Origin of the sequence: Litorimonas sp. WD9-15 (assembly GCF_050271975.1) — a bacterium.
Lineage (GTDB): Bacteria > Pseudomonadota > Alphaproteobacteria > Caulobacterales > Maricaulaceae > Litorimonas.
Genome location: NZ_CP189850.1, coordinates 3,035,139 through 3,060,182, shown reverse-complemented (window position 1 = coordinate 3,060,182; position 25,044 = coordinate 3,035,139). Strand labels below are relative to the sequence as shown.

The window sequence follows — 25,044 nt, the reverse complement described above, 5'->3', positions numbered from 1 at the left end:
CTCCATGCCCGCCAAACATGCCCCCACTGAACTCCGCACGCGTCGTGCCCTGATCCTCTCGCGGTTCAGCTTTTCCGATGCCCTGAAAATGTCGGGCATTGATGCGACGTTCAGAACTTATTCTGATCCGTGCCCGTCCTGTCGCGCGACGGGTCTGAATTTCACGCTGTCACAATCCGGCACGGGCCGGACGGTCCTGACCGATGATCTGACCCGCGCGACCCGGTGCCTCTGTTCGCAATGCGGGCTGCGGACCGATGCCATTGGTTTTGCCATGGCCCGGACCGGCACGGGAAACCCGAACCACATGATGGACAAAATCGAGGACTGGATCCACACGTCAAAAGGGCGTGATGTTTAGATGTCTGACGTCACCGAACCGCCCCTCCCGCCGGACCCACCCTCCGGCGAGGCCGTCATTTTGGCCCTCGTCGCAGAGGCTTTGCACGTGGCGGTCACGCAGTCCGCTGCCCCAGTTCCGGATGAAGAGAGCTCCGCTTTCGAGGGCGGCGCATTTGACCCAGAGATTGGCCTTGAGACTGACCCTGAAACTGACAATGTCGTGTCACTTGATGCGGCGCGGTCCGCGAAGGACTCTGAAAACGGCGCGTCGGGGTCATCAAAGAAGCCCGCGAAGAAGAAATCCACGTCACCAAAAGGCAAGTTCACCGCGGAGAAACCACCCTCTGACGCGCTGCTCAAACGCGCGAAACTGGACTGCACCGATCTCGGCATTGCGCAGCGACTCGTCAAATATTGCGGGGGCGATGTGAGGTTCTGTCCCGATTTCTCAAAAACACCCGGCAAGGGTTGGGCCGTGTTCGACAAAAACCCGCCCGCCCACGGGGCTGCCAAAGGCGCGGAAGGCGGTGGCGGTCGCAAGTTCCATCTGAATGACGGTCAGGCGCGGGCGACCCGCCGCCTGACCGGAACGGTGCGGACCAAGATGATTTTTGAAGAATTCCCCGCCCTAAAATTTGCAACGCCCACAAAAGAGGTGGCCGATGGTGACCCGCAAAAACAGGCCGAACGCGGCGTGATGTTGGCGCAGGCCAAATCCGTTCACCGCGCAGGAAAGAACCTTGGCAATTCCAAGAATGTTAAATCCGCTTTGGAAATGGCCCGCACTTTGGAAGCAGTTCTGTCCGATGTGAAGGATTGGGACCGCGACCCGTTCAAGATCAACACACCCGGCGGGATGCTGACCCTGCCTTCGGTCGCGCCGGTCCTGCCGCGTGGCGAGTCCATTGAACCGGAAGAGATTGACCACGCGCGGGAGGCCGCCGCCTGGACCGCTTTCACCAATCCCCTGATCCAACCCGTCAAGCCAGAAGACCTCGCCACCCGCATCACGATTGCGCGCCTGCCGGACCTGCCCGAAGACGGGTCCGACCCGCACCCCCATTTCACGAAAGTTCTGGAAGCCAGCCTGCCGGATCCCGACACCCGCGCCACATTTCAACGCGCCTGCGGGTCGTGCCTGACGTCAAAAAACCCGCGCAACAATTGGTTCCTGTTGAAGGGCAAAGGCTCTGACGGGAAATCAACCCTGATGCGCGCCATCCGCACGGCCCTGGGCGATTATGCGCGGTCGGCGGATGTGAAGACCTTTCTTTACGATTCACGGCGCAGCTCCTCCGGCCCGCGCGAAGACTTGATGGCCTTGTCCGGGGCGCTGCGCATGGCGGTTGTGTCCGAACCTGAAACGGGGGCGGCCCTGTCGGATGAAATTTTGAAAATGGTGACGGGCGGCGACCAGATTTCTGCCCGCGGCGGACATCAACAGCAGAGCGAATTCGTCGCCCAGTTCAAACTCTTCATGATGTGCAACGAAGCGCCCAAAGTGCGCGGCGATGACAATGGCACGTGGCGGCGCCCGCTCGTCATTGAGTTTCCGAACTCTGTACCCGTCGAAAAACAGGACAGCTCCCTCGAATTTAAACTGGCCAAGGAAACGGATGCCATTTTGCTCTGGCTGTTCCAAGGCGCGTTGGATTGGTGGAGCCGCGGCTTTGACTTTGCCCCGTCAGAGCGGGTGAAACTGGCCACGGAAAGCTGGCGCCTGACCAGCAATGACCTCGCCGCCTGGTCGGAAGACCGCCTCGTTTGGGGAAAATGGCACGACATGAGCCGCGTCCAAGAGGAGAGCGGCACGCTCTTTGATTTGGTCGAACGTCACGACGCCACCCGCATGACAGATGATTTGCAGGACCTGCTCGACACGTGCCTCGGGCGCGACGGCAAATCCCCCAAATTCACCCCGACCGAGATCTGGGAAGATTATCAACACTGGGCTCAGGCCGAGGCGAAAGACCCGTGGAACTCTCGCGGGTTCGCCATGTCCTTTGCCCGCATGTTGGAGCGCAATGGCGGCAAAGACGGAAAGTCTAACGGCTCCCGCGTGAAGTCCGGCTTCACCTTCCGCATCGGCTTCCCGCAATCCGTCTCAAACAGCACCCAAGGAGAGTTCTGATGAGCGACCGCATCACCGAGAAGAAGGCCAAGCGGCAGCTGATCAGTTTCATCCTCGTCAAGGACGGGCCGTTTCATCACGCGACGCGGGACAGTGCCGCGCGGGAACGGGATTTTCTGCAGGCGAAAAAGGGCAAGTCCTTGCGCATCATGCGCGTGTTGAACGTCGCGGCCAAAGACCTGCCCGCCGTCGAAGCCGCCCTCGCAAAGCTGAACCTCACCCCTGAACCGCCGGACCAGCCCGAAAAGAAAGACACGCCATGACAGCCGTCCCCACAGAATATCCACTCAGCTGGCCGGAGGCCGTGCCGCGAACGCGCAATCCCGGCACGTCGAGTTTCCGCACGGGCCTGTCCGGTGCGATGAACAATGTCCGCAAGAGCCTGCAGATGTTCTCGACCGAGACGGGCAAGGCCATCACGCAGATTGTGATCAGTTCGAACTTCACACTGTCCACGAACAAACCCGCCGATTCGGGCGTGGCGGTTCACTTCATTTGGGACGGCTCCCCTTATTGCATTCCCGTCGATCGTTACAAAAAGATCGAGGAAAATCTGCAGGCCATTCACCACATCATCGAGGCGGACCGGACGAAGTTGCGCCACGGCGGGTTGAACATCGTTCGCGCGTCAATGTCTGGCCTGAAAGCCCTGCCCGCCCCACAGGGGCAACGCCCTTGGCGCGAGGTGTTGGGCTGCGGTTTGGATGCGACCTCTTCCGAGGTGACGGCCGCTGTCAAACGTCTCGCAAAACTTCATCATCCCGACCGCCCGGGCGGCGATGTCAACCGCATGGCCGAAATCAACAATGCCGCTGACCGCGCCTTGGCCGAACTCTCCCTGTCGGGCGCGTGATGCGGGTCGGGTCGGTCTGTTCGGGGATTGAGGCGGCGACACTGGCCGCGCCTGCCCATTGGGTGTTCGATTTTTATTCTGAAATCGAAGCCTTCCCATCTGCCGTCCTGCATCATCGTCACGGCGCGGGTCGTCCGCGCACCCTGCCGCCGCGGCCAAATGAGGCCAAGGCCCTCGCAAAATATCTGGCCAATGAGAAAGCCATTGCCCGCGAAATCCCCGCCGGGGACGGTCGCATCCCGAACCTTGGCGATTTCACCACGATCACCGCCGCCGAATTCCACGCGACCGAACTCCTCTGCGGCGGGCCACCCTGTCAGTCATTCTCGATTGCCGGACAGCGCGGGGGTCTGGACGATCACCGCGGAAACCTCACCCTCGAATATGTCAGGATTGCACATGACCTCGCCGACACTGGATCTCTTCGCTGGGCCGTTTACGAAAACGTCCCCGGCCTCCTCTCCGACAAAACCAACGCGTTTGGATGTTTCCTTTCGGCACTTGTCGGCGGCGATGATCCCCTCACAATGCCTTTCGACGGCAGCTGGCCCAGTGCAGGTCTGGTTGCCGGGCCACGGGCACGGGTCGCATGGCGGGTTCTCGATGCTCAATATTTCGGACTGGCCCAACGCCGCCGTCGTGTCATCGTTGTCATCGGTTTTGCAGACGGGTGCGATCCCGCAAAAGTATTATTTGAGCGACGTGGCCTGCACGGGAATCCTCCGCCGCGCCGAGAACCGGGGCAAGGCTTTGCCGCCGATGTTGAACGCGGCCCTGCGGTCGGTGGCCATTGGGACGGCAAAGACATCCACCCGACCCTGAATCAGTCCGCCAACACGGGCGGGATCGGGGCCAGCAATCAGGAGATTTTCAGTCAACGCGGCGCAGGGTTGGTGCCCGCCGTCACCCACACCCTGCGCGGGGAGGGGTTTGATGCGTCGGAAGATGGGACGGGGCGGGGCACGCCTTTGGTGCCCGTTGTCCAGCACTGCGCCCCGATTGCCAGCACATTGAATGCCGCCTTTGGGGACAAGCTGGGCCTTGAAGATCAACACATCAATTCCGGCGCACCTCTGTTCGTGACAGAGACAGGCCCCATCGCGTTCTCCTCCAAAGATTTCGGCGGGGATGCGATGCACGACCTGTCCCCCACCCTGCGGGCGGGCAATGACGACACGTCCCATCTGGGCGGCGGCGTCCCGCCCGCGATTGCCTTCAACGCCCGCCAAGACCCCGAGGTCACGGGCGACCGAACGGGACCGCTGGATGCGAGCCAGCCGCAGGCACAAGCGGTGGCGTTTGCTCAAAACATTCGAGACGAAGTGCATTTGATCGCGGGTGACGGCTCAATTTCCGGCGCGTTGTTGGCGTCTCCGGGCATGAAGCAACAAACTTATGTGGCGACTTTGGCTCCCACGGTCACGGCAGGGCCGCCGTTCAGCAGGACTGGAAATTCATTTGTGGAAACAGAGGCGATTGTCTCCGAAGTCAAATCCATCGGCCTGGCCACATCCGTCACTCCCAAATTTGCAGAGGAATTGTCCCCGACTCTCACAACCCCGTCGCCGTCGGGCGGTGGGCAACCGATGGCGGTCTGCACCGACTTTGCCGTCCGGCGCCTGACCCCGATTGAGACGGCCCGCCTGCAGGGTTTTCCCGACGGGTTCACCGACATCCCGTGGAACGGCAAAGCCCACGCCCCCGACGGTCATCAATATAAATCTCACGGCAACAGTTGGGCGGTGAACAAATTCCGCTGGTTGTTTGAACGGATCGACGTCGTGGACCGTGCCGCGCGGCAATCTGCGCAGGGGGAAACGTCATGAACGCCAATCACCCCACCATCCGCGAACTCGACTCGGCGCTTGCGGCGCTCGCCATTGTCATGGCGCGGGTGGACTTGATCCTGCGCGTTGTGCCGGAAAGGCCCAATCAATGACGTCCCCCGCCCAAGATGTGGAAGCCGTGGCCAAGCGCGTCATCCGCGATGCGGACGGGCCGGATGTTCCAGCCGCCCTTGCCAAACACATGCGCGCGATGGCCGTGCAGTGCGACGCGATCGCATCCGCGGCGGAGACCGTCGCCCGTCAACGCGCCGCGCAGGGTGACCTGCTGACCCCATCCCCACCCGAAAGGCCCACCCCATGACAGATGTTTTCCAACTCGCCGCTTGGACGGATGAGACCGTGCCCGACGGCAATGGCCCGACCTTGGCCGATTGCGCGCGGTTCCTGCTGTCGGGGGACCCGGACAGCGATTGGCCCGGCGCGGGCCCGCTGGCGGAGCCCGGCACGACGCATGATGTGTGGCACTTCCGCGTCACTTATTTGAAACTCGGCCTGAAAGACGGGCGGCCCCATGTGTTCGGGCCCGTTCCGGATCACAGTTTCGTCGCCCTGACCCATGCCGAGGGCGGAGGCTGGTTCGCCGAGGACGTGTTCGAGAGTTTGCAGGACCTGCTGGACAGTTCGGAGGCCGCCGTCGCCCTGTTCGTGGCCTGCGTCGCCGAGGGTGACCGCGGCGGCCCGCACCTGTTCCAGATCGAAAACAAAACCCCAACCCTGACCCGCATCCCCGCCCCAAAAGGAGACACGACATGACCGACACGAAAATTCAGTGGACCACAAAGACGTGGAACCCCGTGGTTGGGTGCGAGATTGAGTCTCCCGGCTGCAAAAATTGTTACGCCATGAAGATGGCCGGACGGATGGAGGCGATGAACGCCGCCACCGGCAACACGCCCCAATATTTGGGCACGACGAAACAGGTCACGACGGGGGCCGGCAAGACCAAGACCGTTTGGACCGGCAAGATCGGCATCGCCCCGGACCGCGTGTGGGAACAGCCGCTGCGCCGGAAAAAGCCGACGACTTATTTTGTCAATTCCATGGGCGACCTGTTCCATCCCAACGTGCCGGACGCGGCGATTGACCGCGCCTTTGCCGTCATGGCCCTGTCCCCGCAACACACGTTCCAAATCCTGACGAAACATCCCCTGCGGATGCGGGCGTGGTTTTCCACATTTGATCGTGACATCAATTTTGAGAGTTCATCTTGGCCTGAAATTCAACGCATTGAACGCCGTGTGGAAAATGATGATGATGTGCACGCGTCTCAAAAACATCATGACGAAACGGCGCGGTTGGAGGCTGCGCTTTATTCCGACGTTTGGCCCCTCGCCAATGTTCACCTCGGCGTGTCGGTGGAGGATCAGCGCCGCGCCGATCTGCGCATTCCGGTCCTGCTCGACACGCCTGCCGCGGTGCGGTTCATCTCTGCCGAACCCCTGCTGGGTCCGGTGGATTTGGAGCAGGTCGAGATCAATGGCAATTTTTACCTGCTCGATTTTTTGCGTGGCGAGAAGCTGGACATCATGGCCGATTGCGTTGAGCCAACCAAAACCGCCAAACTCGACTGGGTCATTGTCGGCGGAGAGTCCGGACCTGATGCCCGCCCGATGCACCCCGATTGGGCGCGGCGGATTCGCGATGCTTGCGAAGGGGCAGAGGTCCCGTTCTTTTTCAAACAATGGGGCGCATTCCAGCCATTTGATCCGGGGGATCAAATGGGGAATGCGCCGTGGAGGGCGGACAAACGTCCGCTCGAAACGGATCACCGCCTTTGCGGTGACCTTGTCTGCGGCACGAAAGATGGGGGATTTGTGCTGGTCAAACCTGCCGAGATGATGGCTGGCCTCTTGGGTGAGGTCCAATTCATGCGCAGCGTCGACACCAAAGCCGCCGGCCGCCGCCTTGACGGGCGGGAACACAATGCCCTGCCGCACCCCCTCACATCCGGAGAGACATCATGAACCAGCCAATCGACAACACCGTCCCTGCATCTGCCCCCGCCATCCCGTCCGACCCGCGATTGGAGGAAGCGCTGCGCCTGTTCTCTCTGGCGCAGGGGAAGAAATTGCAGGTCAAGGGGGGTGCCGGTGCGGCGGGGTGGGATGACCCGTCTTGGACAATTGATGAGGTCGTCAGTGTCTTGCGCGAGCTGGTCGACAAAGGTGACCCCATCGATGTGGCAAATTTCGCCCTGTTCTGGTGGGTGAAACAGACCCAGCCCGAATTGACCGCCCCGCCGGTGGCGGAGCTCGGCCCGCCCTTTCACGCCTGCACCGCGTGCCAAGCCGTCACCGCGACCGCGAAATTGACAACCCGCCCGCATGAAGATGGCGGGATGCAGAAAGCCTGTCCCGTCTGCGGCAAGCCGGAGCGTTTTCTGGAACCGCGCCAGACCTCCGATTTCGACGTGCCGGATGTGGGAGGTGAGGGATGACCGGTTTCATCCAACCCCGCGTCCCGCCGGATTTCGGCCTGATGACCCGCGACCGTCTGGAAATTTACGCGGCGGAGGTGGACCACGCATTGCGGGTTGTGCGGGTTGAGGCGGAAGGTTTCGGCGATGACCTTCACTTTTTCATGCGAGCGGTTTTGAAACAGGCGCGTGCGACAATGGGGTCGGCGGCCCCCACGCAAAATCTGACCAACACTCTGTGCCGGATTGCCGTGGCTTTGGGGCCCAAGGTCCGCTCCAAACACTCTCTTTTTGCCGCGCTTTATTTTGATCGGACAGAGCCCGGCGATCCGGAAGGGAAGACGGTTGATGTTGTCATCTGCAAATTGCGCCCGCTGCTCCGCCTGATTGATTGCCCGATCGAGACGGTCTGGGGGCAGGGTTATTCCATGCCGTCGCGCCCGCGATTGGACGCCCTCGTCGCGGCGTTCAAGGCGGATGGCACCCTGCCGCCGCTCATCCATCCCGACACTCACCGAAAGGACACGACATGACCAAAAACCTGACAGAGGAAGAACGCCGCGTGCTGCGCATCCTGCGCGGTGACATCGGCGTGAACGGCCCGCGCGGCGGAAAGGCGTTTGATGCCACGCGGATTGAACTGCGCCGGAAAAACTTCCTGACATTCGGCGAAATGCGCCTGACGCCCAAGGCGACCGAGGCGCTGGCAACGGAAGGTGTGGACACATGAAACCGCAAGAAAACGCACCTGATTTCAATCCGCTCGACACGGGATTTCCGCGCGCGGCGGGGCCTTGCGCCTGTGGTGGAAACTTGACCGAAAGATTGTGGAGTTTTGGCACCTTCAACGATTGCGATGCCTGCGACGCGTGGATGCCGACATGAAAGCCCTGTCCATCAATCAACCCTTTGGCTGGGCGATTTTGCAGGGCGGGAAGGATGTTGAGAATCGCAGTTGGTCGACGTCGTTTCGCGGTGAGTTCTTGATTCATGTCGGGTTGCGCGTGCAGACGGAGACGTTCGATTTTGTCTGTTGCGAGAGTGGGGTTGAAACCCTGCCGCAGGCCGCGTTCAAAACGGGTGGCATCATCGGCAAAGCGACATTGGTCGACGTCGTGACCGCCTCTGACAGCCCGTGGTTTGTCGGGCCGTTTGGCTTTGTCCTGGCGGATGTCACGGCCCTGCCATTCCAACCCTGCAAAGGCGCGCTCGGCTTTTTCACCCCCGATTTTAACAGCATTTACGCCCGCGATCGTGCGGCGAAAGGAGAGAGGTGATGACCCTGACATCAAAATTGCAATCAATCTGGCGCAAGTTGGACCTGTTCCCCGCACCCCCGACTGTCGATGGCGAGTGGGTGACACCGCCCGTTGAATTCAAGATGGGGGATTTGAGTTGGGCGTCAAAGATTTGGCGGGAATTGGGTTTTGCCAATGACCGGCTGGATCAGGTTCCCATTCTGGCCGAGCACCTGGCGCTGTTCCGAAAAGCTGTCGAGGCCGAGGGATCGGCGGTTGATGTGACGGCATTGCAAATGGCCCTGACCCGCCTCTGCGATCGGGTTGAGGCGCAAACCAAGGTGACCGAGGCCATCATCGTGCGGGATGCGCATCCGGACCACAAACTGTCCGACGGGTCACACGTCATCCAGACCCTGAACCTGCACATTCACGACGCGATTGCAGAGGCCCGCGCGGCCCTGCCGAAAGAGGAAATTTGAGATGGGGATTTCGGCACAGCGTGTTGTGAATTTGTCTTGTGATGAATGTGCGGGCACGTTTTGGGTGACGGCGATGCCGGTGACGGTCGCGACGGCGAAGAGTTCCGCGCGCGAAGCCGGTTGGACCGTGGGGCAGACAACAAAGTGCAAATTGTGCGCGTTCATCAATGGGCGGCGCGTGTTTTCACATGTCGAGCAAAATGACCCCGATCGGCATTTCGCGCCGGATGACCTGATCGCGTGTCTTTTGGGGATTGGAATGCCAACCCCGTTTTCAGCCCTGCCGGACAGCGGGAAATGCGATTGCGTGACCCCCTCCACCCAATTCCGCCGTCAATGCCCCCGCTGCGACAGCCTTGATGCCGCATTGGGGATGTGAGTTGGTGAAATCCGCCTGCAGATATCATGGCGCGAAATGGATGTTGGCCCCTTGGATCATTGACCATTTGCCGCCGCATCAGGTTTTCGTCGAAGCCTTTGCCGGCAGTGCGGCCGTCCTGTTGCGCAAGCCGCGCAGTTATGCCGAGGTGATGAATGATTTGGATGACGGTGTCGTGAACCTGTTCCGTGTGTTGCGGGACCCGGCGCAGGCTGCGGCCTTGCGAGAGGCGATCACCCTGACCCCGTTTTCGCGGGTGGAGTTTGATCTGGCACGGGACATGTCCACGGATTTGGATGCGGTCGAGTTTGCGCGACGGTTTTTGGTGCGGAGTTTTCAGGGTCACAGTTCGGCGTCTGTCCACAAATCGACGGGTTTTCGGTCCAATTCAAATCGGTCGGGGTCAACGCCGGCGCAGGATTGGGCGCGGTGGCCCGATCGGGTGACGGCGCTTGTCGAGCGGTTGCGCGGTGTCGTCATCGAGCAGAGAGATTTTGAGCCCGTTCTGCGCAGCCATGATGCCGCCGCGACGGTCAGTTATATTGATCCGCCTTACGTTTCATCAACGCGGGATGCCGGCACAGATTATTTTCATGAATTCACGGATGCGGATCACGTGCGCCTGGCGGGTGTCCTGCATGATTTGACGGGCATGGTCGTGCTGTCCGGTTACCAAAGCGAAATTTATGCCGATTTGTTCGGCGATTGGCAGCGCGTGGACCGGCCCGCCCTCGCCGATGGGGCCAGACCCCGCCTGGAAAGCCTCTGGCTCAATCCAGCGGCGTCTGACGCCTTGGCGCGGGCGCGGGGCGGTCAGATTGAGATGTTCGGGTGAAGTGTCAGCTCCCTGACATGCGTCCTGCAATTAATCCGGGCACCCCAAAAACGGGCGCAGCGTCATCTTTCACGACGCCGTCCGTTGACGGTCTGAACACTGTTGCAAGGACGAGGGCTCGGTCCTGCTCTGTCGCGACCTCGTCCACATTCAGAGCCAAATAAGTATTAATCAGAGTCGCTCGTTCCCGCGCATCATTTGCCAAATGCACATTGCCTAAGTAAATTCGCGTTATGATTCGCCCCGCCCAAAAAATAAGTGTGGTGAGTGCGCCCGTCGCGCCGAGGGTCAGCAGTGTTTTCGTCTCGCCGATCTTTCCCAACTCCGGTTGAAAGGCGAAGAGACAGATGAGGGCAACGAAAATCGCGGCGCCGACAACAACCGCCGCAAACACCAGAACCTCCAAGAGATTTCGGGCCTTCACATCGTGTTTTGCGGCCTTGTCCGTCCAATATTTTACCGTTGGTTGAAGGGACAGTTTCTCTTTAAAATTGGCGTCGGTTGCGTTGATTTTCTCAATGGCGCGCTCTCCATCCGTGGTCAGACGATCAACGATCTGGTTGAGTTCTGATCGGCTCTGCTCAATTTGCGTGTTCGTCACGGCTGACATGACTTCGAGAGCATTGTCTGTCCTGTCACGCTCTTCCGTTTGTCCCTGCGCGGCCATCTTTCGTGTGTCCGCGAGCTTTTTATCAAGGTCGCTTAGACGGTTTTGATATTCTTCCGTGAGTTTTTCCAATGCGGCGCGTTGTGATGCAGCTTTTGGGTCGTTTTCCTTGAGAAGTCTTCGAGAGAGCAGTGTCCGAAAGAGAATGCCTTGTTCGGTAAATGCGTTGTCCACCCCGCCGTGGAGGAAATATCTAAAAAAGCTGGCGACGAGATCTGGATGGTTCTTTTGCACGTCAGCAACAAATTGGAATTCCTCATCGGTTCTGAACATTTGAATATTTGAAAACACAGTCTGCAAGTTTCTTCTTCGAAGATATTCCGTCAGCTTGTCGTCGGTTTCATCTTCCGTGATATCGGGCATGTTATTTGTTGTTGTTGAGAGGGTGTTGAGGCGGTCAATCGTTTGGGTCGCTTCTGTGACCGTTCCAAACTGCCGCCAAGCCTCTTTCTCTTTGTCTGCCCAATCTTGAACGGCTTGTGCATCAGCGAAGGTGCGTTCGCGGAGCCATTTGCCTGATCCGAATTCCAATGTGATTTCTGCCATGCGAGTCGCCCTTTTCAGCTTGCTCTCAGCTTTCGGTTGCACCCGTGATTCCGTCAAGCCCCTACCCCCAGTTCACCGCGCCCGCACGATCGGCAGTTCTCCAATCCGGGTGGTCCATCTGGGGCTGCGATGCCCCGCCTTCATGTCCCAGCTTTTGCCCTTGGCCGCCGTGCCTTCGCCGGCGAGCGTGAGGGACTTTCGCCCGAAACGGGCATTCAAGACATCCAAAGCCTCCATCAGGGCGGGATCGCGTTCCGGTCCCGGGTGAAACAGCGTCGCGGGACGGTCCGCGAGGGGCAGCAGGTCGGTCAACATCACGCCAGCCTTGGCAAACCTGAAACCCCATGGATTTGCAAAAGCGTCGCCCTCACATCGCGGCCAGCCCGCTTCTGCGCAGCGTCTCGCCGCTGCAATCAGGTCAAACGTGTCCTGCGACATCGGCAGCAGCTGCGTCGTGCGGGAGGCCCGCCATGTCGGATCCTCTGTCCGAAAACGCGACGTGTGGTAAAATGCGGTCAGTGATCCTGCGACCAAACCATGCGTCCGCAATTTCTCGGCTGCGCGTGTCGCGTGGGCCGTCAGCGCCGCCATGACGGTTGTGAAATCGCACATCGGTTCCCCGGCGGAGCGCGTGACGGCCAATCCTTTGCGTGTTGGAACCGTGTCGTTGAAGGACAGGCAGGGCGTCCCACGCAATTCCGCGACCGTGCGTTCCAAGACAACCGTGCCCAGCTGTCGCGCCTGTCGCACGGGCATGTCTCGCAATTCCGCCGCGCTGCGGATCCCGATGGCATCCAGTTTCCGCACGGTCGCACGACCAACACCCCAAATGTCGCCCACGGCCACACGCGGCAGCAAGGCCTCGGCCGCGGCGATGTCGCACAGGTCCAGCACGCCGCCCCAGATCGGGTTCCGTTTGGCAAGTTCATTTGCACATTTGGCGAGGGTTTTGGTCCGCGCGATGCCAACGCGCACCGGAATGCCGGTCAGGCGCGTGACGGCTGTTTTCATCGATCGGGCATGGGCGTCGCGATCGCGAAATCCGGAGAAATCGAGGAAGCTCTCATCGATGGAATAAATTTCGACATTGGGGCTGAATGTTTCATAAACTTCGACGACGCGGCGGCTCATGTCGCCGTAAAGTGTGTAATTTGAGGACAGAACCCGAATGCCGTGATCGCGGATTTTGTCGCGCAGTTTAAACACGGGCTCGCCCATCTTCACACCGAGGGCCTTGGCCTCGTCCGATCGGGCCACGGCGCATCCGTCATTGTTGGACAGCACGATCACCGGCACGCCGCGCAAGGCGGGGTCGAAACAGCGTTCCGCCGAGACATAAAAGTTCGCAGAATCGGAAATCGCGATGGGTTTGGGCAGCTCGGCCATCGAGTCACCCAATTGGGCAGCGACGCACAACCCCCGCAATGACACCTTCGACAATTGTGCCCTCATTGAACGGGATGGGCCGTTCGCGGCTCTCCGGACTGTCGGAAAACAGCCAGGGACGACCCGTGCTGTCCCGCTTGACCAGTTTCAGCAGGAACATGCCGTCATGCACGCAGACGGCGACGCGCCCGCTCCGCAATGTGCCGGCCCGGTCCACGACGATCAGATCGCCGTCCAGAATGCCCTGACCCTTCAAACCGTCACCCTCGACAACGAACCAGAAACTCGCACCCGGATGACGCACGATCCAGCCCACGGGGTCGATGACGTCCTCTAAATGGTCTGTGGCGGGTGAGGGGAAGCCCGTCGGTTGGCGCGACGGTGCAGCCCCGGCGGGCTGTTTCACCATCCGCCCGTGAACGGTCGCCTCTCCGATCGGGCGGGCGGTGGACAGGATTTCAATCCCGGATGTGATGTGTTGGGCCATGCGCCTTAAAAGAGGACTAAATTCCTAATTGTCAATCGCTGGTGAAAAATAAAGTTTATGTTTTGTTCTCATTTTCCACTTGTCCACCAGGTCGTCCACAGGTTAGGGATGTGCCATGTCAGACGCGTCTCCACATTCCCCACCCCCCATCATCACGATTGTGAACGCTGCCGGATTGCCGTCCGCGCAGGCGATCAAAGTTGCAGAAGCGTTGGTGCGGTCAGGGGAGGTCGCTGAGACTGGCACCCCAGACGGCCCGACCGTCAGGGTCGCCTTGGAAGCTGCGCCTGGATTGCGGGCCACGTCACAAATCATGGCAGAGGGCGAACTCTCCATCGCAATCCTGCCTGACAGAGCGACGGAGACGCGTCACTGATGGGTTACAATCGCAATCTTGACCGTCACAAAGCCGCAGAGGCAGAGGCCGCGCGACAGACCAGGTTGCGCGAAGAAGGCCGCGTCCCGATGTGGACGGCCGCCGAATGGTCCGCCTTCCGGATGGGCTTTCTGGCCTGTGCGATGCTGGGCCTGTTGGTCGGCTTCGCCCTGATCTCGACGGCGTGAAAGCGCCCTGTTTGACACGCGGCGGTTGTGTGGCTTAGGCCAGATGTCTGAACTGGGGGATTGAAATGGCTGAAACGAAACCTGAATTTGATGGACCTGACGAAAAGCTGATGGGGCATTGCCGGTCGTGTCGGCAGCCCATCAGCAAGAAAGCGGATGTTTGCCAGAATTGCGGGCATGTTTACCGCAAACCTGTTGGTGTGTGGGCCATCACATTGGGCGCGTTTTTGGGGGCTGCCGTGATTCCATTCATCATCAGCCAGCTTTGGGTGATGTTCGAATACATGTCCTCGCCCCTCTGATCTTCCCCACCCACTTGGATTTGAACAAAGTCGGACGGTCGTTTGCCTCTCCGGCTTGTTGTTTTCCGCTCGGTCAGATCACTGGGAAAGTGATAAAAAAGGCTTGAAAACACCCGAATTGTGAGCGCGGAAAAACTCCGCAGCATTCGTTTCCGAATGCTTAAAATTACAAAATCCGCGTCAACCCCCATTTTTTATGAAAAGCTTTTTGTTTCCCCGCCCCCCTGTTTTGTCATTGACAAACGATAAGGATGGGCGGGATTGCGGACAAAAAGGGTCAACCTATTCTGGCAGGGCCATCCTTCATTTCGGTTTGAAAACGTGGGGTTGGGGGGGAAGCCATTGTTTTATCTAAGAAAAGACATTCATGAACTGTGTAAGGGGCGACAGGGTCAACCTCTCCCGTGGTTTGGATTGTCATTGCGCCCGCCTCCCGTGCCACGCCAGACGATATCTGCATGACGGGATTGTCGAGAAGTTTAGAAAAACATCCCCTCGAGAAAACACGGGAAAGGTTGTGCAGGTTGACCCTTTTATTTTATATTTTGAGTTAAAAATGAATGAAAACAGAGAGATAACACAGGGTCAACCTTGTTCGAAACAGGGTCAACCTCATCCAAAACAGGGTCAACCTGAGAGAAAACAGGGTCAACCTGCAATTATTGGCGAGCCTCGGCGGATGACCGTGCCGCAAAGCCCGCGATCGGACGAGACGATGACCCAATTCAAGAAGCGTCGGCGGGCGGTGATTGAGGCGAACCGGCACAGGGGTGAGCTTCCACCTTCCGACCTAGAGGCACAGCTAAACGCCCTGCCTCGCAATGGTCCAACCCAGTGCCGTGCAGTAAAGTCGGGCGGATCAAAGCCGGGGTCAGGTCGGCGCATTGGCGCTGACATGGTGAAACTGCGTGAAGCCTTGCCCAAAACGCTGCGATCATTGATCGACAACCGCACCGTGACCGAGCCGATGGCAGGTGCGGCAGCTAAGTTCCTCCTCGACTGGCGCGCGGGATATCTCACCGGAGGAACTGTGAATTATGGTGAGCGTGTCCAAGGCGGCGGTGCGTGGTCCGATGGTGGAATTGTTGCGGGGACCGACGCGAGGGCGAGAGTGGCAGAAGCCATGACTGCGATGAGGCCTCTGCCGTCTGCCGCCGTCAAGGCTGTTTTGATTGATGGCGTGAGTTTGGGAGAGGCAGGCGCTGATGCACCTTATTCCGCTGATAAAACCCGCCGAGCCTTCGCACTTGGGCAGCTAATTGCGGGTCTGGATGAGCTTGTGAGATTTTATGCTTGACGTGAAGGGCCCAACCAAGCGCATAAAACAGCTATTCCGAAAAACTCCATCCCGATTTGACGTTTTGGGTCCTTCCTGACGCAAAAAACGTATACGGTGAGCCTTTGGCCATTTTTTTTTGTGGCCGTTTGATTTTTCAAAAGGGTTGCACTTTTTAGTTTGAGTTGCGGTTTTCGGGTTTGGCGATTTCGCCTTTGAACCATGACAGAGACACCGATCACATTCACCGCCGCCGCCACGGCTCTCAGTGAGAGCGAGGGCGAGCGCGTTTCCCGTCAGGCCGTTTCAAAATATGCGCATGCCCACGGGCTGGTTCGGAAGCGCACGGCAAAGCAGGACGGCGTCCTCCTCTCTGAGATCACGAAACACCGAACGTCGTTCACCCGTGAAGTGCAGCGGGGACATCACCTGAAAGTTGTCCCGAAAACCCAACCCGAACTCAATGCCCCGATCCCGCTCTCTGACGCCCAGAGAGCCAAAGCCCGCAAAGAACATGCCCAGGCGGAAACGGCGGAGCTCGCCCTTGCCCGCCAAAAAGGGGACCTCGTTGACCTCGCCGAGGCGGAAGCCGCCGCCGCCGAGGCCTTCACGACGGTCAAAGATGCGCTTTTGGGGCCGGCCTTGATGGACACGGCGGACAGCGTCCTCGCCGTCAACGGTCTGGGTGACGCCCACAAGAAACGCACGACCCAAACCATCCGCGCGCATCTGGAACCCGCCCTGCAAAAGCTGGCCGATTCTCTCACAGAGTTGATTGGTGACATGGACCCGCTGCGGTCCTCAACCGCGCGTGATCGTTTTGATTATCTCACGGCCGCCGCCGCGCACATGCGCGCCGATCCCGCCGCCATCCCGACATTGGTTGAGGCGACGGGCTGATGAAGCTCCCAATCCTGTCGCGTCATGTGGTCCTGTCGGGCCTGACAAGCGCGACCGTCATGTTCGCCGCCTTTGCCGAGGCCGCGACTCCGCAAATTCAGACAAAGCCCTCGGATTGGGCCGCAAAATATCGCGTGGTCGGGGCGGACAGTGGGTCCCGTTTTCCTGGTCCGTGGGATCCGGCCCGCGTCACTTACCTTGAAGAGATCATGGATGCCTGCGGGCCGTCCGATCCGTCCCGCATCATCGCCGTGATCGGATGCGCACAAAGCGCCAAATCAGAGGCGGGCCTGAATGCCGTGGGCCGCATCATTCACGAAGATCCCAAAGGCATCCTGATTGTCCTGCCGACTTTCACCGAGGCGCTGAAATATTCGGAAATCAAACTGGACCCGATGATTTCCAGTTCACCGGAACTGACCCGCCGCGTTTATGCGCGTCACGGCACGAAACGGTCGACCCAGATGCGGCGGCGATTCCGCGACGGCTTCCTGCAAATGGCCTCCGGTGGTGCCACGTCCAACCTGCAAATGATCACAGTCGGCTTCATCATTCTGGAGGAAGTCGCAGAATATGACGAGGATGAGGGCGAGCGCGGCGATCCCGTCACACAGGCCATTGCCCGCGGCACGACTTACGGCGAAGACCTGAAAGTTTACATTCCGTCGACCCCCGGCAAGGCGGGATCCTGCCGTGTCACGAAATTTTACAATGACGGCGATCAACGCCGATGGGCATGGGAATGCCCGCATTGCGAAGACTGGTTCATTCCGCGGTTCTCTCATCTTGTCCAGACGGGCGAGGGGTCGTCAGCGCGCGTCGAACTCGCGCCGCCCTGTTGCGGCGCTCTGATCGGACACGCGCTGAAACGGTCCATGAATGCCGGCGGATGCTGGATCCCGACTTTCGACTCTGAAAATCCGGACAATCCCACCCCCGCCTGTGCGCCTGACCCGCGCGATCCGTCTGACACCCGCATCAAGGACGTCATCCCCGCCGCCGACATTGCCGCCGCGCGGGCCCGTGACACCGAAGGCCGCGACAAGAGCTTCCACATTTGGCAGGGCATGTCCCCGTTCTCGACATGGAAGTTAATCTTCGCCGCTTATCTCGACGCGAAAGACGACCCCGCCAAGATGATCGCCTTCACCCAGCAGGTCCTCGGCGAAGCTTATGATGCGGAGCTGGACACGCCGGATGATGAGAAACTGTTCGCCATGGCGGGCGGCGCGCCGCGGGCCAAGACCTCGCCCGTGCGTCGCGGGATGGTGCCCAACTGGGCGGCGTTCACGACGACCGCTGCTGACCTGCAGGGCAATCGGTTTGAATGGGCCAGTTACGCTTGGGGACCGGGACCGCGCGGGGCCTGCATCGATCACGGCATCATTCAACAGCCCCCCATGCAGCCCGGCGGCTGGACGGAACTCCGCCGCACCTTTGCGCAGGAATTCGACTCCGTTCACCTGCGCCCGCAAATCGCGCGGCGGATGGGCATCGACACGGGCGGGCAGGACACGGACAAAGCTTATCGGTTCATCGTCGGCAATCCCGACGTCATCGGCATCAAGGGCATGACCGGCCCGACAGCACGGTTCGAACCGCTCTGGCAGCCTTCACGAAAAGGCGGCAAGCTGAAAAACGCGGCGGGTCAAACGATCCAACGCGTGCCGCTGACTTTGCTGAACACCCATCTGCTGAAGCGGATGGTTTATCAGGGCCTGACCAATTCTCTCTCGGCCTTTGACCATGACGACATCGGGCCCGGCCTTCACCTGTTCTTCCATGACGAGATTGACCGCGAGTTCACGAAACAGCTGACGGCGGAACATCTGGTCGCGGACCCGATCCGCAATCACGAAGCCTTTGTCCGCGTCAATGGCCGCGCGAATGAACAGCTCGACCTCGCCGTTTACAATCTCGTCCTCGCCATTCATTTCGGCCTCGTCCGGATGTCACCCCAAGACTGGGAAGACCTGTTCCTGCGCGAGGCCGTGGACCCCGTTCTCGCCGACCTGACCCCGTTGGAACTGTTCGCGCGGGAGTCTGAGGCGGTCCAACCCCTGCCGCGTCAGAGCGACAAGTCCGGGAACACCACACCCAACTGGCTGCAGCGCATGATCGCTGCCAACCGAGAGGCCGGATCATGACCGATTGCGCGACATTGAAATTGCAGTTGGATCAGGCGCGACAGGCGCTGCATGACTCCCGCTTGAACCTCACCCCTGCCGAAATTCAGGACGGGCCCGATCGGTCGCGTTGGAATGTGACCAAGACATCGGACATCCAGAAACAAATCCTCGAACTTGAACGTCAATTCGAGGCTGGAAATTGCGCGGTTCTCCTGAACCAAACGCCAACACGCCGCGTGTCGCGCGGGCCGTTGCGCGGGCCGATTGGACGCCGCTGATCCCATGACCGGAATTTTGAAAGCTGACGGCTCCGCGGTTTCCGCCGGAGAGATTGCGGCTGTCCGGATGCAGGGCAAAATGTCGGCCCTTGCCCCGTCCGGCCACACCACAAATTATCGTGGCGCGGGCAGTTCAACACAGGAACTGGCCGTCTTCCAGGCCCCGACCCTGTCCGCCGATGCGGCCAATCGGTTTGAACGCGAAACCCTCGCCAATCGCGCGCGCAAACTGGTCCGCGACGAACCCGAAGCCCGCACCGCCGTCGAGAAATCGACGGGCATGGTCATCGGGTCGGGCTGGCGGTTGCAGGCCCAACCCGATCACCGTGCCCTCGGCATCACCGAGGAAGAAGGCCGCGAGCTGGCGACGTCAATCGAACGCGCCTTTCAACGGTGGGCCACGGATCCGCGTCGTCTTTGCGACCTGACTCGCCGTCACGATTTTGGTGGATTGCTGCGCATCGCGTTTTCCGAATGGAAAACGGTCGGGGAATGTCTGGCAGTGATGAACCTGCGCGAGGCCGTGCCCGGTGCGTTCCAGACGGCGGTGAACCTGATCGACACGGACCGCCTGTCCAATCCGAACGGTGCGTGGGATTCGGACACGATGCGGGACGGGGTGGAACTCGACGCCCATGGTGCGCCAATTGCTTATCACATTCGCCGCGCCCATCCCGGCGACATCTCCGTCAATGCGCTTGACAGTCTCCTCTGGGACCGGGTCCCGCGTGAGTCAGATTATGGCCGACCGGTCTGCATTCATGGCTTCACCCAATCCCGTCCGGGCCAACATCGCGGCATCACGCCGCTCGCCCCCGTGATCGAGACGTTCCTGATGATGGGACAGTACAAAGGCGCGGAGATTCAATCGGCGCTGATCAATGCGCTGTTCGGGGCTTTTGTGAAATCGGGCTTTGACCCCTCTGCGGTCGCGGACATCCTTGGCGTTAAGCAGGACAGCGGCGTCAACCTGCAGGGTTACCAAGACGTCCGCCAGAATTTTTACGACGAAGCCCCCGTCGAATTCATGGGTGTGCGCATCCCCGTCCTGATGCCGGGCGACTCGGTGGACCTCAACACCGCGCCGCGACAGGCCACGGCCTTCAACGTGTTTTACCGCACGCTGATGCAATCCGTCGCCGCCGCCATGAATGTGTCCGAAGGGCAAATCACCGGAAATTACACGGGTCTGAATTATTCCACCCTGCGCGGTGCGTTCAACGAAATCTGGAGTGCCGTCATGGTGCAGCGCGCGGATTTCGGGACGCAGGTCGTGATGCCGATTTACCTCGCCGTCCTTGATGAGATCACGGATCGCGGCCTGATCGACCTGCCGCCCGGTTGCGCGGACCTGTGGGAAGCCCCCGCCGCGTGGTGCCGCTCCAATTGGGTCGGACCCGCCCGTCCGCAGATTGATCCGGAGAAAGCGGCCAAGGCAAACCTGCTCAATCTCGAAGGTCGCCTGACTTCCCGCTCCAAAATTTATTCCAGCAATGGCGAGGATTTCGACGAGGAAATGGCCGTCATCGCCGGAGAGGAACAGCGGATGGAACAGCTCAGCATCAGCTCGAATTTCCGCGAGGGCGCGCTTGCCCCGACCAATCCGACAGACGGGACGACCGCACAATGATCCCCCTTCACCTCACCCTGACGGGCCGCCCGCTCATGCTTTATCCGGCGATTGTGCCGGAGCTGCAACAGCAACTCTCCGCCGCTTATTCTGACCGCGCAGGGCGTTTGGCTGATCGCGCGCATCGGCGCGCCAACCGCAAAGCCTCCATCATTCCCGACTTTTTGCGCCGCGATGTTGAGGATGACGACTTGGCAGATGTTCAAGGACTTGCCGCGGCGCAGCCATCTGCCCGCTTGGCCCTCGCCCCTGCGCGCCAAGAGGCCCGACAGGACCCCTACGTTCAGACGATCACTGTGCGCGGCCCATTGATGAACCGCGCCGAAATTCTGGGCGGGATGCTCTGCATTGACGGTTACGATCGGATCGAGGCGGAATTCGCCGCTGCCATGTCCGACCCCGATTGTCAGGGCATCTTCCTCGACATCGACAGCCCCGGCGGCATGGTCAATGGCTGTTTCGAATTGACGGACCGCATCCTCGCCTGGCGGGATGAAAAGCCGATTGTCGCCTTCACCGATGGTCTGGCCTGTTCCGCCGCTTATTCTCTCGCGGGGGCCTGCACCGAGGTTCACGCGACACTGACCGCGACGCTCGGTTCCATTGGCGTGATTTATGGTCGCCTCGACACGACGGGCGCGGATGCCAAAGCGGGCCGCAAAGTTACGTTCTTCACATCGGGCGACAAGAAAAGTTTTGGATATCCGGAGACGGAATTGTCCGAGGGCGAGTCCGAACAATGGACGGCGGAAATCAACGAATTGGGCGACTGGTTCCACGCGCGCATGGCGCAGGGCCGGGGGCTGGAACAATCCGCCATTGCCGATTTGGAAGCCGCCGCCTTCATGACACCGACGGCCCTGACCCACGGGCTGGCCGATGCGCAATCGGACCGCGCGGCGGCCTTGGCCCGCCTGACGGAACTGGCAACCGCGCCCGCCCCAGAGCCAGAGCCAAAACCAGAGCCCGCCCCGGACCCCACATCCGCGTCCAAAGACACCCCCAAGAAAATTTCAACCGCCGCACCCAAAGGTTCGGCATCCCTCTCGACAGAACAGGAGACCCCGATGTCGACCCTCAAAGCCGCGCGAAACCGCGCCTCACTCTTCGCGCTGCTCTCGTGCAGTGCGCTCGCCTGCGCGACCGCCAGTTATGGCGCGACCGCTTTCAACGCGACGGCCCTCGCCGACGCGGTGGACAAAGAAACCGACGAAACCCTCGACGCCATGGAGGATGACGAGATTGAATCCATGAATGACGGCGAAGACGCCGACGCCATGGAAGACGAGGGCGAGGACGACGCGGAAGCCCTGACCGAGGAAGAAACCGAGGCCATGGACGCGGCGGATGAAGATCCCGACGCCATGGACGATGACGAAAAAACCGATGCGCGCAAAGCCTCGCGCCGCATCGCGCATCGCGCCATGAAACGCCTTGCTGCCACGGCCCCGAAACGACGCAAATCCGCCAAACGGTCCAAGCCCGCCGCGTCGGGTGGCATTGATCCGGTTGAGGCCCGCGCCATCCAGAACCTGCCCGAGGCCAAAGGCCGCGAAACCCTCGCCGCTGAACTCTCCATCACCCCCGGCATGACGGCGGAAACGGCGGCGAGTCTGCTGAAGAAGGCGGAAAAGCAAACGGGCGGTCGCCTCGCCGGTGTCCCGAACCCGCAGCTTGGCACGGGCGGCAATGCCTCGACGGGCAAGCTCTCCGCGGGTGACCAGGCGCAGGCTGCTGCCGCGAAACGCATGCGCGAACGGGCCGGGGCCAGAGCTTAAGTCCAACCCACTCAATTCTCACTTTTTTAGAAAGCCAATCCCATGAATTCTCAATCTTTCACTGAACCCCGTCAGCTTGGCGCGGTTCTAAAATATGACAGCGAAGGCAACTTCACCCGCGAAAACCGCACCTTCACCAATGGCGGCGCGGCTGTCGTGGTGCTGCAGCCCGGTAACATCATGACAGGGGGTGTTGCGCCCGCCCTGTTTGACACGGCAAATCCCGCTGCGTTCACGGGCGTGAACCTGACTTATTCCGAAGTTCAACCCGGTGCGTCCGTGAAGATCGCAACGGTTGAAGGCGGTCCGGTCATCCTCAATGCCGCGGAAATCGACTTCCCTGCGGATGCTTCGCAAACCGCGACGCTGAAAACCGCGATGGCGGCGGTCAATATCAAACTCGTTGACGGGCTGCCGTCCTAACTGACGGACGTTTGGCCCGCCCTTCCGGCGGGTCACGAACCTCACTTTTCTGAACTGGATTTTCAAATGACTCGCACAGTCTCCCCTTTCGCCATTGCCAACATCGGCGCGGCGCTGAACCTTCTTCCCAATCTTTATTCGCGCATCGGTCAGCTCGGCGTGTTTGGTGCGCCGATCGGCATTCCGACCGCCAACACGACCGTCATCCGCCGTGACAACAAGGTCACATTGCTTTCGCAAGTCGCCCGCAATGCCCCGTCGCAAGAACTTAACCGCTCCAAGGCCAGTGGTGAAACCTTCGACATCCCAACGTTCAAAGCCCACGACCTGCTGACCCCGTCCGACATTCAGGGATTCACGGCCTTCCAGCCCGGCCCCGCCCAGCTCGAATCTCAAACAGATGCTTACAATCGTAGGCTGCTGGCGGTTCGACAGCCGCATGACGAAACGCATGAATTTCTGCGCGTCTCTGCCCTGAAAGGCGTGATTGTCGACCCCGGCACGGGCGATGAACTTTATGATTTGTTCAACGTGTTCGGCATTGCGAAGAAGAAGATTTACTTCGACCTCGACAATGACGCGTCCGACATCTTTGGCCACATCGAAGAGCTGGAAGATCACATCGCCAACAACCTTCGCGGCGATGTCACGACCGGCCCACGCGCCATGGTCGCGTCCGACTTCCTGCGCAAACTGAAACGCCATCCAAAATATGAGAAATATCTTCTCGGCAATCCTGTCGCCGCAGCACAATATGCGGCGTCGCGGGCGGATGCGTCCAGCCCGAATGCGCAGCGTTCCATTCAGCTTGAGAACACAATCTTCGAAAGTTACACGGGGCAGGGCAACCGCGCCGATGGTTCGACCGTCAAATATATTTCCGACGGCATGGGTCATGCCTTTCCGGAAAACACAATCCAGACCTTCTCTGAATTCAACGCCCCGCCGGAGCGGATGGGTCAGGTCAACATCGCGCCCAGCCAGTGCATCCATGTTTACCCGCATGACCTGCCGCAGGGCAAAGGCATCGATCTGGATTCGGAGAGCTGCAAGCTGCCGCTTTGCAATCAGCCCGAAGTGCTCGTCGAACTTCACGCCGGCGCACAACCGTAAATCTCACCGCGAGACATTCAGTTCAATCTCCCGTCCGTTCGGCGGGAGATTTTCCAGACTGTTTTGAAAACCACCCACGATCTCCCGAAAGGACATCTCCATGAAAATCAACATTCACAAAGCCTGGTTCAATCCTGTCACTTCGCTCGGTTATTCTGCGGGCATCAGTTACGAGATGTCCGCGGACGTTGCGGCCCTCGCCGCTGCCGAAGGCGTCACCGACGACCCACTCGCCGTTGCGGCCCTGAATGATGCCGGCGGCAAAACGGCGGTTAAAAAGGCGCAGAAAGCCGCCATTGAGGCACGCCGCCCGGCCGCGTCAAAAACCGCCCTCGCGTCGCAAACCGCCCTTCCGGGTTCGCCGCACCTGCTGGCCGCGTCAGAGGCGAAAGTTGCCGAACTGGAAGCGGGCATCAAAAAGCTGACCGCGAAGGCTGACAAATTGAAGACAGAGGTCGCCACCCTGACCGACGCTGCGGCGCTGACCGCGACTGACATCTCTGACACGCTCGACCTTGTGAATGCGTCCTTGCCCGACGACGAACCGCCCATCACCGATTTGGCCGGGCTGCGCGACAGTCTGACAAAGCCCGCCGCCTAAGTCTCTCCGGCTCCCGCTCCGCCATCTCTGATGTCTCTTCCGCCCCGTGAAATCCATGCGCGTCGTTTGCTCGACACGACTTACGATTATCTTGGGACGGATTTGATTTATCGGCGGGGCGGGCAGGATTTGTTTGAGACCAAGGGCAAGGTCCACATCAATGACATGGAACAAAACCTCGACGGGTCCCGGATCGAGATTGATGTCAAAGGGTTCAGCCTGCGCCTGCGCCGTCACACCTGCCCCGAGAATTTCGTCGTGCAGACGGGTGACCGGATTGAACTCCTCACGCCGCTTGAAGGGTTCAGCCATTTCCACATTGATGCGGCCCCGCGCAGCTTTGGCCGCTCCGGTCGGCAAATCCATGTGGGCCTCACCCCAACCGCTGCGCCCGCCACGGGCGAACCGTCCACGGTGCCGGAAGGTCTCCCCCTCGGATGA

Annotated in this window: 32 protein-coding genes; 29 read left to right on the top strand and 3 right to left on the bottom strand. The window is 60.1% G+C overall.

Annotated elements, in window-relative coordinates; translation table 11 throughout:
- Positions 1-4 precede the first annotated feature (4 nt).
- From ACP9M6_RS14405 to ACP9M6_RS14330, 16 genes are all read left to right on the top strand, one after another.
- The gene (locus ACP9M6_RS14405) at positions 5-361 is read left to right on the top strand and encodes a hypothetical protein (RefSeq protein WP_427452232.1); all 357 of its coding nucleotides are present in this window, start codon (positions 5-7) and stop codon (positions 359-361) included.
- Positions 362-2,473, top strand: coding sequence for a DNA primase family protein (locus ACP9M6_RS14400; RefSeq protein WP_427452231.1), 2,112 nt, complete (start codon positions 362-364; stop codon positions 2,471-2,473).
- A complete protein-coding gene (locus tag ACP9M6_RS14395) occupies positions 2,473-2,736 on the top strand; it encodes a hypothetical protein (protein WP_427452230.1) in 264 nt (87 codons plus the stop codon). The genes ACP9M6_RS14400 and ACP9M6_RS14395 overlap by 1 nt, the downstream gene beginning before the upstream one ends.
- On the top strand, positions 2,733-3,326 hold the full coding sequence (locus tag ACP9M6_RS14390; protein WP_427452228.1) for a J domain-containing protein: 594 nt from the start codon (positions 2,733-2,735) through the stop codon (positions 3,324-3,326). Before ACP9M6_RS14395 ends, ACP9M6_RS14390 begins: the two co-directional genes overlap by 4 nt.
- Entirely contained in the window at positions 3,326-5,152 is a 1,827-nt protein-coding gene (locus ACP9M6_RS14385; protein ID WP_427452227.1) for a DNA cytosine methyltransferase, read from the top strand. The genes ACP9M6_RS14390 and ACP9M6_RS14385 overlap by 1 nt, the downstream gene beginning before the upstream one ends.
- A gap of 109 nt (positions 5,153-5,261) precedes the next feature.
- The gene (locus tag ACP9M6_RS14380) at positions 5,262-5,474 is read left to right on the top strand and encodes a hypothetical protein (RefSeq protein WP_427452225.1); all 213 of its coding nucleotides are present in this window, start codon (positions 5,262-5,264) and stop codon (positions 5,472-5,474) included.
- Complete coding sequence (locus tag ACP9M6_RS14375) at positions 5,471-5,926, top strand: hypothetical protein (RefSeq protein ID WP_427452223.1); 456 nt, start codon at positions 5,471-5,473, stop codon at positions 5,924-5,926. Before ACP9M6_RS14380 ends, ACP9M6_RS14375 begins: the two co-directional genes overlap by 4 nt.
- The gene (locus tag ACP9M6_RS14370) at positions 5,923-7,137 is read left to right on the top strand and encodes a phage Gp37/Gp68 family protein (RefSeq protein WP_427452222.1); all 1,215 of its coding nucleotides are present in this window, start codon (positions 5,923-5,925) and stop codon (positions 7,135-7,137) included. Before ACP9M6_RS14375 ends, ACP9M6_RS14370 begins: the two co-directional genes overlap by 4 nt.
- The gene (locus ACP9M6_RS14365; RefSeq protein ID WP_427452220.1) at positions 7,134-7,610 is read left to right on the top strand and encodes a hypothetical protein; all 477 of its coding nucleotides are present in this window, start codon (positions 7,134-7,136) and stop codon (positions 7,608-7,610) included. Before ACP9M6_RS14370 ends, ACP9M6_RS14365 begins: the two co-directional genes overlap by 4 nt.
- Positions 7,607-8,122 carry a helix-turn-helix domain-containing protein gene (locus ACP9M6_RS14360; protein ID WP_427452218.1) on the top strand — a complete coding sequence of 172 codons (516 nt, stop codon included), beginning with the start codon at positions 7,607-7,609 and terminating at the stop codon, positions 8,120-8,122. Before ACP9M6_RS14365 ends, ACP9M6_RS14360 begins: the two co-directional genes overlap by 4 nt.
- The gene (locus ACP9M6_RS14355) at positions 8,119-8,319 is read left to right on the top strand and encodes a hypothetical protein (protein WP_427452216.1); all 201 of its coding nucleotides are present in this window, start codon (positions 8,119-8,121) and stop codon (positions 8,317-8,319) included. The genes ACP9M6_RS14360 and ACP9M6_RS14355 overlap by 4 nt, the downstream gene beginning before the upstream one ends.
- On the top strand, positions 8,316-8,474 hold the full coding sequence (locus ACP9M6_RS14350) for a hypothetical protein (protein ID WP_427452214.1): 159 nt from the start codon (positions 8,316-8,318) through the stop codon (positions 8,472-8,474). Before ACP9M6_RS14355 ends, ACP9M6_RS14350 begins: the two co-directional genes overlap by 4 nt.
- Positions 8,471-8,866, top strand: coding sequence for an ASCH domain-containing protein (locus ACP9M6_RS14345; protein WP_427452213.1), 396 nt, complete (start codon positions 8,471-8,473; stop codon positions 8,864-8,866). The genes ACP9M6_RS14350 and ACP9M6_RS14345 overlap by 4 nt, the downstream gene beginning before the upstream one ends.
- Complete coding sequence (locus ACP9M6_RS14340; RefSeq protein WP_427452211.1) at positions 8,866-9,309, top strand: hypothetical protein; 444 nt, start codon at positions 8,866-8,868, stop codon at positions 9,307-9,309. Before ACP9M6_RS14345 ends, ACP9M6_RS14340 begins: the two co-directional genes overlap by 1 nt.
- Before the next feature lies 1 nt (position 9,310).
- On the top strand, positions 9,311-9,688 hold the full coding sequence (locus tag ACP9M6_RS14335; protein WP_427452209.1) for a hypothetical protein: 378 nt from the start codon (positions 9,311-9,313) through the stop codon (positions 9,686-9,688).
- The gene (locus tag ACP9M6_RS14330; RefSeq protein WP_427452208.1) at positions 9,669-10,523 is read left to right on the top strand and encodes a DNA adenine methylase; all 855 of its coding nucleotides are present in this window, start codon (positions 9,669-9,671) and stop codon (positions 10,521-10,523) included. Before ACP9M6_RS14335 ends, ACP9M6_RS14330 begins: the two co-directional genes overlap by 20 nt.
- A gap of 4 nt (positions 10,524-10,527) precedes the next feature.
- On the opposite strand, the gene ACP9M6_RS14325 is transcribed toward ACP9M6_RS14330, so the two are convergent.
- The 3 genes from ACP9M6_RS14325 to ACP9M6_RS14315 form a co-directional block, all read right to left on the bottom strand.
- Entirely contained in the window at positions 10,528-11,736 is a 1,209-nt protein-coding gene (locus ACP9M6_RS14325; protein ID WP_427452206.1) for a DUF6161 domain-containing protein, read from the bottom strand.
- 72 nt (positions 11,737-11,808) lie between these two features.
- Positions 11,809-13,113: a Y-family DNA polymerase gene (locus tag ACP9M6_RS14320; RefSeq protein WP_427454797.1), complete on the bottom strand. Its 1,305-nt coding sequence runs from the start codon at positions 13,111-13,113 to the stop codon at positions 11,809-11,811.
- Positions 13,114-13,126: 13 nt separating this feature from the next.
- A complete protein-coding gene (locus ACP9M6_RS14315) occupies positions 13,127-13,609 on the bottom strand; it encodes a LexA family protein (protein ID WP_427452204.1) in 483 nt (160 codons plus the stop codon).
- Positions 13,610-13,724: 115 nt separating this feature from the next.
- On the opposite strand from ACP9M6_RS14315, the gene ACP9M6_RS14310 reads away from it, so the two are divergent.
- The 13 genes from ACP9M6_RS14310 (at position 13,725) to ACP9M6_RS14250 (ending at position 25,044) form a co-directional block, all read left to right on the top strand.
- A complete protein-coding gene (locus ACP9M6_RS14310; RefSeq protein WP_427452202.1) occupies positions 13,725-13,985 on the top strand; it encodes a hypothetical protein in 261 nt (86 codons plus the stop codon).
- Positions 13,985-14,173 (top strand): hypothetical protein, encoded by a 189-nt coding sequence (locus tag ACP9M6_RS14305; RefSeq protein ID WP_427452200.1) that lies wholly within the window; start codon positions 13,985-13,987, stop codon positions 14,171-14,173. The genes ACP9M6_RS14310 and ACP9M6_RS14305 overlap by 1 nt, the downstream gene beginning before the upstream one ends.
- A 65-nt stretch (positions 14,174-14,238) precedes the next feature.
- Entirely contained in the window at positions 14,239-14,475 is a 237-nt protein-coding gene (locus ACP9M6_RS14300; protein WP_427452199.1) for a hypothetical protein, read from the top strand.
- A 715-nt stretch (positions 14,476-15,190) separates the two neighbouring features.
- Positions 15,191-15,772 (top strand): hypothetical protein, encoded by a 582-nt coding sequence (locus tag ACP9M6_RS14295; protein WP_427452197.1) that lies wholly within the window; start codon positions 15,191-15,193, stop codon positions 15,770-15,772.
- A 201-nt stretch (positions 15,773-15,973) separates the two neighbouring features.
- The gene (locus ACP9M6_RS14290) at positions 15,974-16,651 is read left to right on the top strand and encodes a hypothetical protein (RefSeq protein ID WP_427452195.1); all 678 of its coding nucleotides are present in this window, start codon (positions 15,974-15,976) and stop codon (positions 16,649-16,651) included.
- Entirely contained in the window at positions 16,651-18,798 is a 2,148-nt protein-coding gene (locus tag ACP9M6_RS14285; protein WP_427452193.1) for a terminase gpA endonuclease subunit, read from the top strand. The genes ACP9M6_RS14290 and ACP9M6_RS14285 overlap by 1 nt, the downstream gene beginning before the upstream one ends.
- Positions 18,795-19,058: a hypothetical protein gene (locus ACP9M6_RS14280; protein ID WP_427452192.1), complete on the top strand. Its 264-nt coding sequence runs from the start codon at positions 18,795-18,797 to the stop codon at positions 19,056-19,058. Before ACP9M6_RS14285 ends, ACP9M6_RS14280 begins: the two co-directional genes overlap by 4 nt.
- A gap of 4 nt (positions 19,059-19,062) precedes the next feature.
- A complete protein-coding gene (locus tag ACP9M6_RS14275) occupies positions 19,063-20,688 on the top strand; it encodes a phage portal protein (RefSeq protein ID WP_427452190.1) in 1,626 nt (541 codons plus the stop codon).
- Positions 20,685-22,466: a S49 family peptidase gene (locus ACP9M6_RS14270; RefSeq protein ID WP_427452188.1), complete on the top strand. Its 1,782-nt coding sequence runs from the start codon at positions 20,685-20,687 to the stop codon at positions 22,464-22,466. The genes ACP9M6_RS14275 and ACP9M6_RS14270 overlap by 4 nt, the downstream gene beginning before the upstream one ends.
- A gap of 42 nt (positions 22,467-22,508) precedes the next feature.
- Entirely contained in the window at positions 22,509-22,889 is a 381-nt protein-coding gene (locus ACP9M6_RS14265) for a hypothetical protein (protein ID WP_427452186.1), read from the top strand.
- Between the two features lie 66 nt (positions 22,890-22,955).
- On the top strand, positions 22,956-24,002 hold the full coding sequence (locus ACP9M6_RS14260) for a major capsid protein (protein WP_427452184.1): 1,047 nt from the start codon (positions 22,956-22,958) through the stop codon (positions 24,000-24,002).
- A 100-nt stretch (positions 24,003-24,102) separates the two neighbouring features.
- Positions 24,103-24,603: a hypothetical protein gene (locus ACP9M6_RS14255; protein WP_427452182.1), complete on the top strand. Its 501-nt coding sequence runs from the start codon at positions 24,103-24,105 to the stop codon at positions 24,601-24,603.
- Between the two features lie 30 nt (positions 24,604-24,633).
- The gene (locus ACP9M6_RS14250) at positions 24,634-25,044 is read left to right on the top strand and encodes a hypothetical protein (RefSeq protein ID WP_427452181.1); all 411 of its coding nucleotides are present in this window, start codon (positions 24,634-24,636) and stop codon (positions 25,042-25,044) included.

Coding starts and splice junctions, on each gene's coding strand:
- ACP9M6_RS14350 (WP_427452214.1), top strand. CDS start 8,316: ATGAAACCGCAAGAAAACGCACCTGATTTCAATCCGCTCGACACGGGA.
- ACP9M6_RS14340 (WP_427452211.1), top strand. CDS start 8,866: ATGACCCTGACATCAAAATTGCAATCAATCTGGCGCAAGTTGGACCTG.
- ACP9M6_RS14375 (WP_427452223.1), top strand. CDS start 5,471: ATGACAGATGTTTTCCAACTCGCCGCTTGGACGGATGAGACCGTGCCC.
- ACP9M6_RS14400 (WP_427452231.1), top strand. CDS start 362: ATGTCTGACGTCACCGAACCGCCCCTCCCGCCGGACCCACCCTCCGGC.
- ACP9M6_RS14360 (WP_427452218.1), top strand. CDS start 7,607: ATGACCGGTTTCATCCAACCCCGCGTCCCGCCGGATTTCGGCCTGATG.
- ACP9M6_RS14355 (WP_427452216.1), top strand. CDS start 8,119: ATGACCAAAAACCTGACAGAGGAAGAACGCCGCGTGCTGCGCATCCTG.
- ACP9M6_RS14290 (WP_427452195.1), top strand. CDS start 15,974: ATGACAGAGACACCGATCACATTCACCGCCGCCGCCACGGCTCTCAGT.
- ACP9M6_RS14295 (WP_427452197.1), top strand. CDS start 15,191: ATGACCCAATTCAAGAAGCGTCGGCGGGCGGTGATTGAGGCGAACCGG.
- ACP9M6_RS14370 (WP_427452222.1), top strand. CDS start 5,923: ATGACCGACACGAAAATTCAGTGGACCACAAAGACGTGGAACCCCGTG.
- ACP9M6_RS14365 (WP_427452220.1), top strand. CDS start 7,134: ATGAACCAGCCAATCGACAACACCGTCCCTGCATCTGCCCCCGCCATC.
- ACP9M6_RS14325 (WP_427452206.1), bottom strand. CDS start 11,736: ATGGCAGAAATCACATTGGAATTCGGATCAGGCAAATGGCTCCGCGAA.
- ACP9M6_RS14345 (WP_427452213.1), top strand. CDS start 8,471: ATGAAAGCCCTGTCCATCAATCAACCCTTTGGCTGGGCGATTTTGCAG.
- ACP9M6_RS14280 (WP_427452192.1), top strand. CDS start 18,795: ATGACCGATTGCGCGACATTGAAATTGCAGTTGGATCAGGCGCGACAG.
- ACP9M6_RS14255 (WP_427452182.1), top strand. CDS start 24,103: ATGAAAATCAACATTCACAAAGCCTGGTTCAATCCTGTCACTTCGCTC.
- ACP9M6_RS14270 (WP_427452188.1), top strand. CDS start 20,685: ATGATCCCCCTTCACCTCACCCTGACGGGCCGCCCGCTCATGCTTTAT.
- ACP9M6_RS14330 (WP_427452208.1), top strand. CDS start 9,669: ATGCCGCATTGGGGATGTGAGTTGGTGAAATCCGCCTGCAGATATCAT.
- ACP9M6_RS14395 (WP_427452230.1), top strand. CDS start 2,473: ATGAGCGACCGCATCACCGAGAAGAAGGCCAAGCGGCAGCTGATCAGT.
- ACP9M6_RS14390 (WP_427452228.1), top strand. CDS start 2,733: ATGACAGCCGTCCCCACAGAATATCCACTCAGCTGGCCGGAGGCCGTG.
- ACP9M6_RS14405 (WP_427452232.1), top strand. CDS start 5: ATGCCCGCCAAACATGCCCCCACTGAACTCCGCACGCGTCGTGCCCTG.
- ACP9M6_RS14250 (WP_427452181.1), top strand. CDS start 24,634: ATGTCTCTTCCGCCCCGTGAAATCCATGCGCGTCGTTTGCTCGACACG.
- ACP9M6_RS14260 (WP_427452184.1), top strand. CDS start 22,956: ATGACTCGCACAGTCTCCCCTTTCGCCATTGCCAACATCGGCGCGGCG.
- ACP9M6_RS14385 (WP_427452227.1), top strand. CDS start 3,326: ATGCGGGTCGGGTCGGTCTGTTCGGGGATTGAGGCGGCGACACTGGCC.
- ACP9M6_RS14300 (WP_427452199.1), top strand. CDS start 14,239: ATGGCTGAAACGAAACCTGAATTTGATGGACCTGACGAAAAGCTGATG.
- ACP9M6_RS14310 (WP_427452202.1), top strand. CDS start 13,725: ATGTCAGACGCGTCTCCACATTCCCCACCCCCCATCATCACGATTGTG.
- ACP9M6_RS14335 (WP_427452209.1), top strand. CDS start 9,311: ATGGGGATTTCGGCACAGCGTGTTGTGAATTTGTCTTGTGATGAATGT.
- ACP9M6_RS14265 (WP_427452186.1), top strand. CDS start 22,509: ATGAATTCTCAATCTTTCACTGAACCCCGTCAGCTTGGCGCGGTTCTA.
- ACP9M6_RS14380 (WP_427452225.1), top strand. CDS start 5,262: ATGACGTCCCCCGCCCAAGATGTGGAAGCCGTGGCCAAGCGCGTCATC.
- ACP9M6_RS14315 (WP_427452204.1), bottom strand. CDS start 13,609: ATGGCCCAACACATCACATCCGGGATTGAAATCCTGTCCACCGCCCGC.
- ACP9M6_RS14275 (WP_427452190.1), top strand. CDS start 19,063: ATGACCGGAATTTTGAAAGCTGACGGCTCCGCGGTTTCCGCCGGAGAG.
- ACP9M6_RS14305 (WP_427452200.1), top strand. CDS start 13,985: ATGGGTTACAATCGCAATCTTGACCGTCACAAAGCCGCAGAGGCAGAG.
- ACP9M6_RS14285 (WP_427452193.1), top strand. CDS start 16,651: ATGAAGCTCCCAATCCTGTCGCGTCATGTGGTCCTGTCGGGCCTGACA.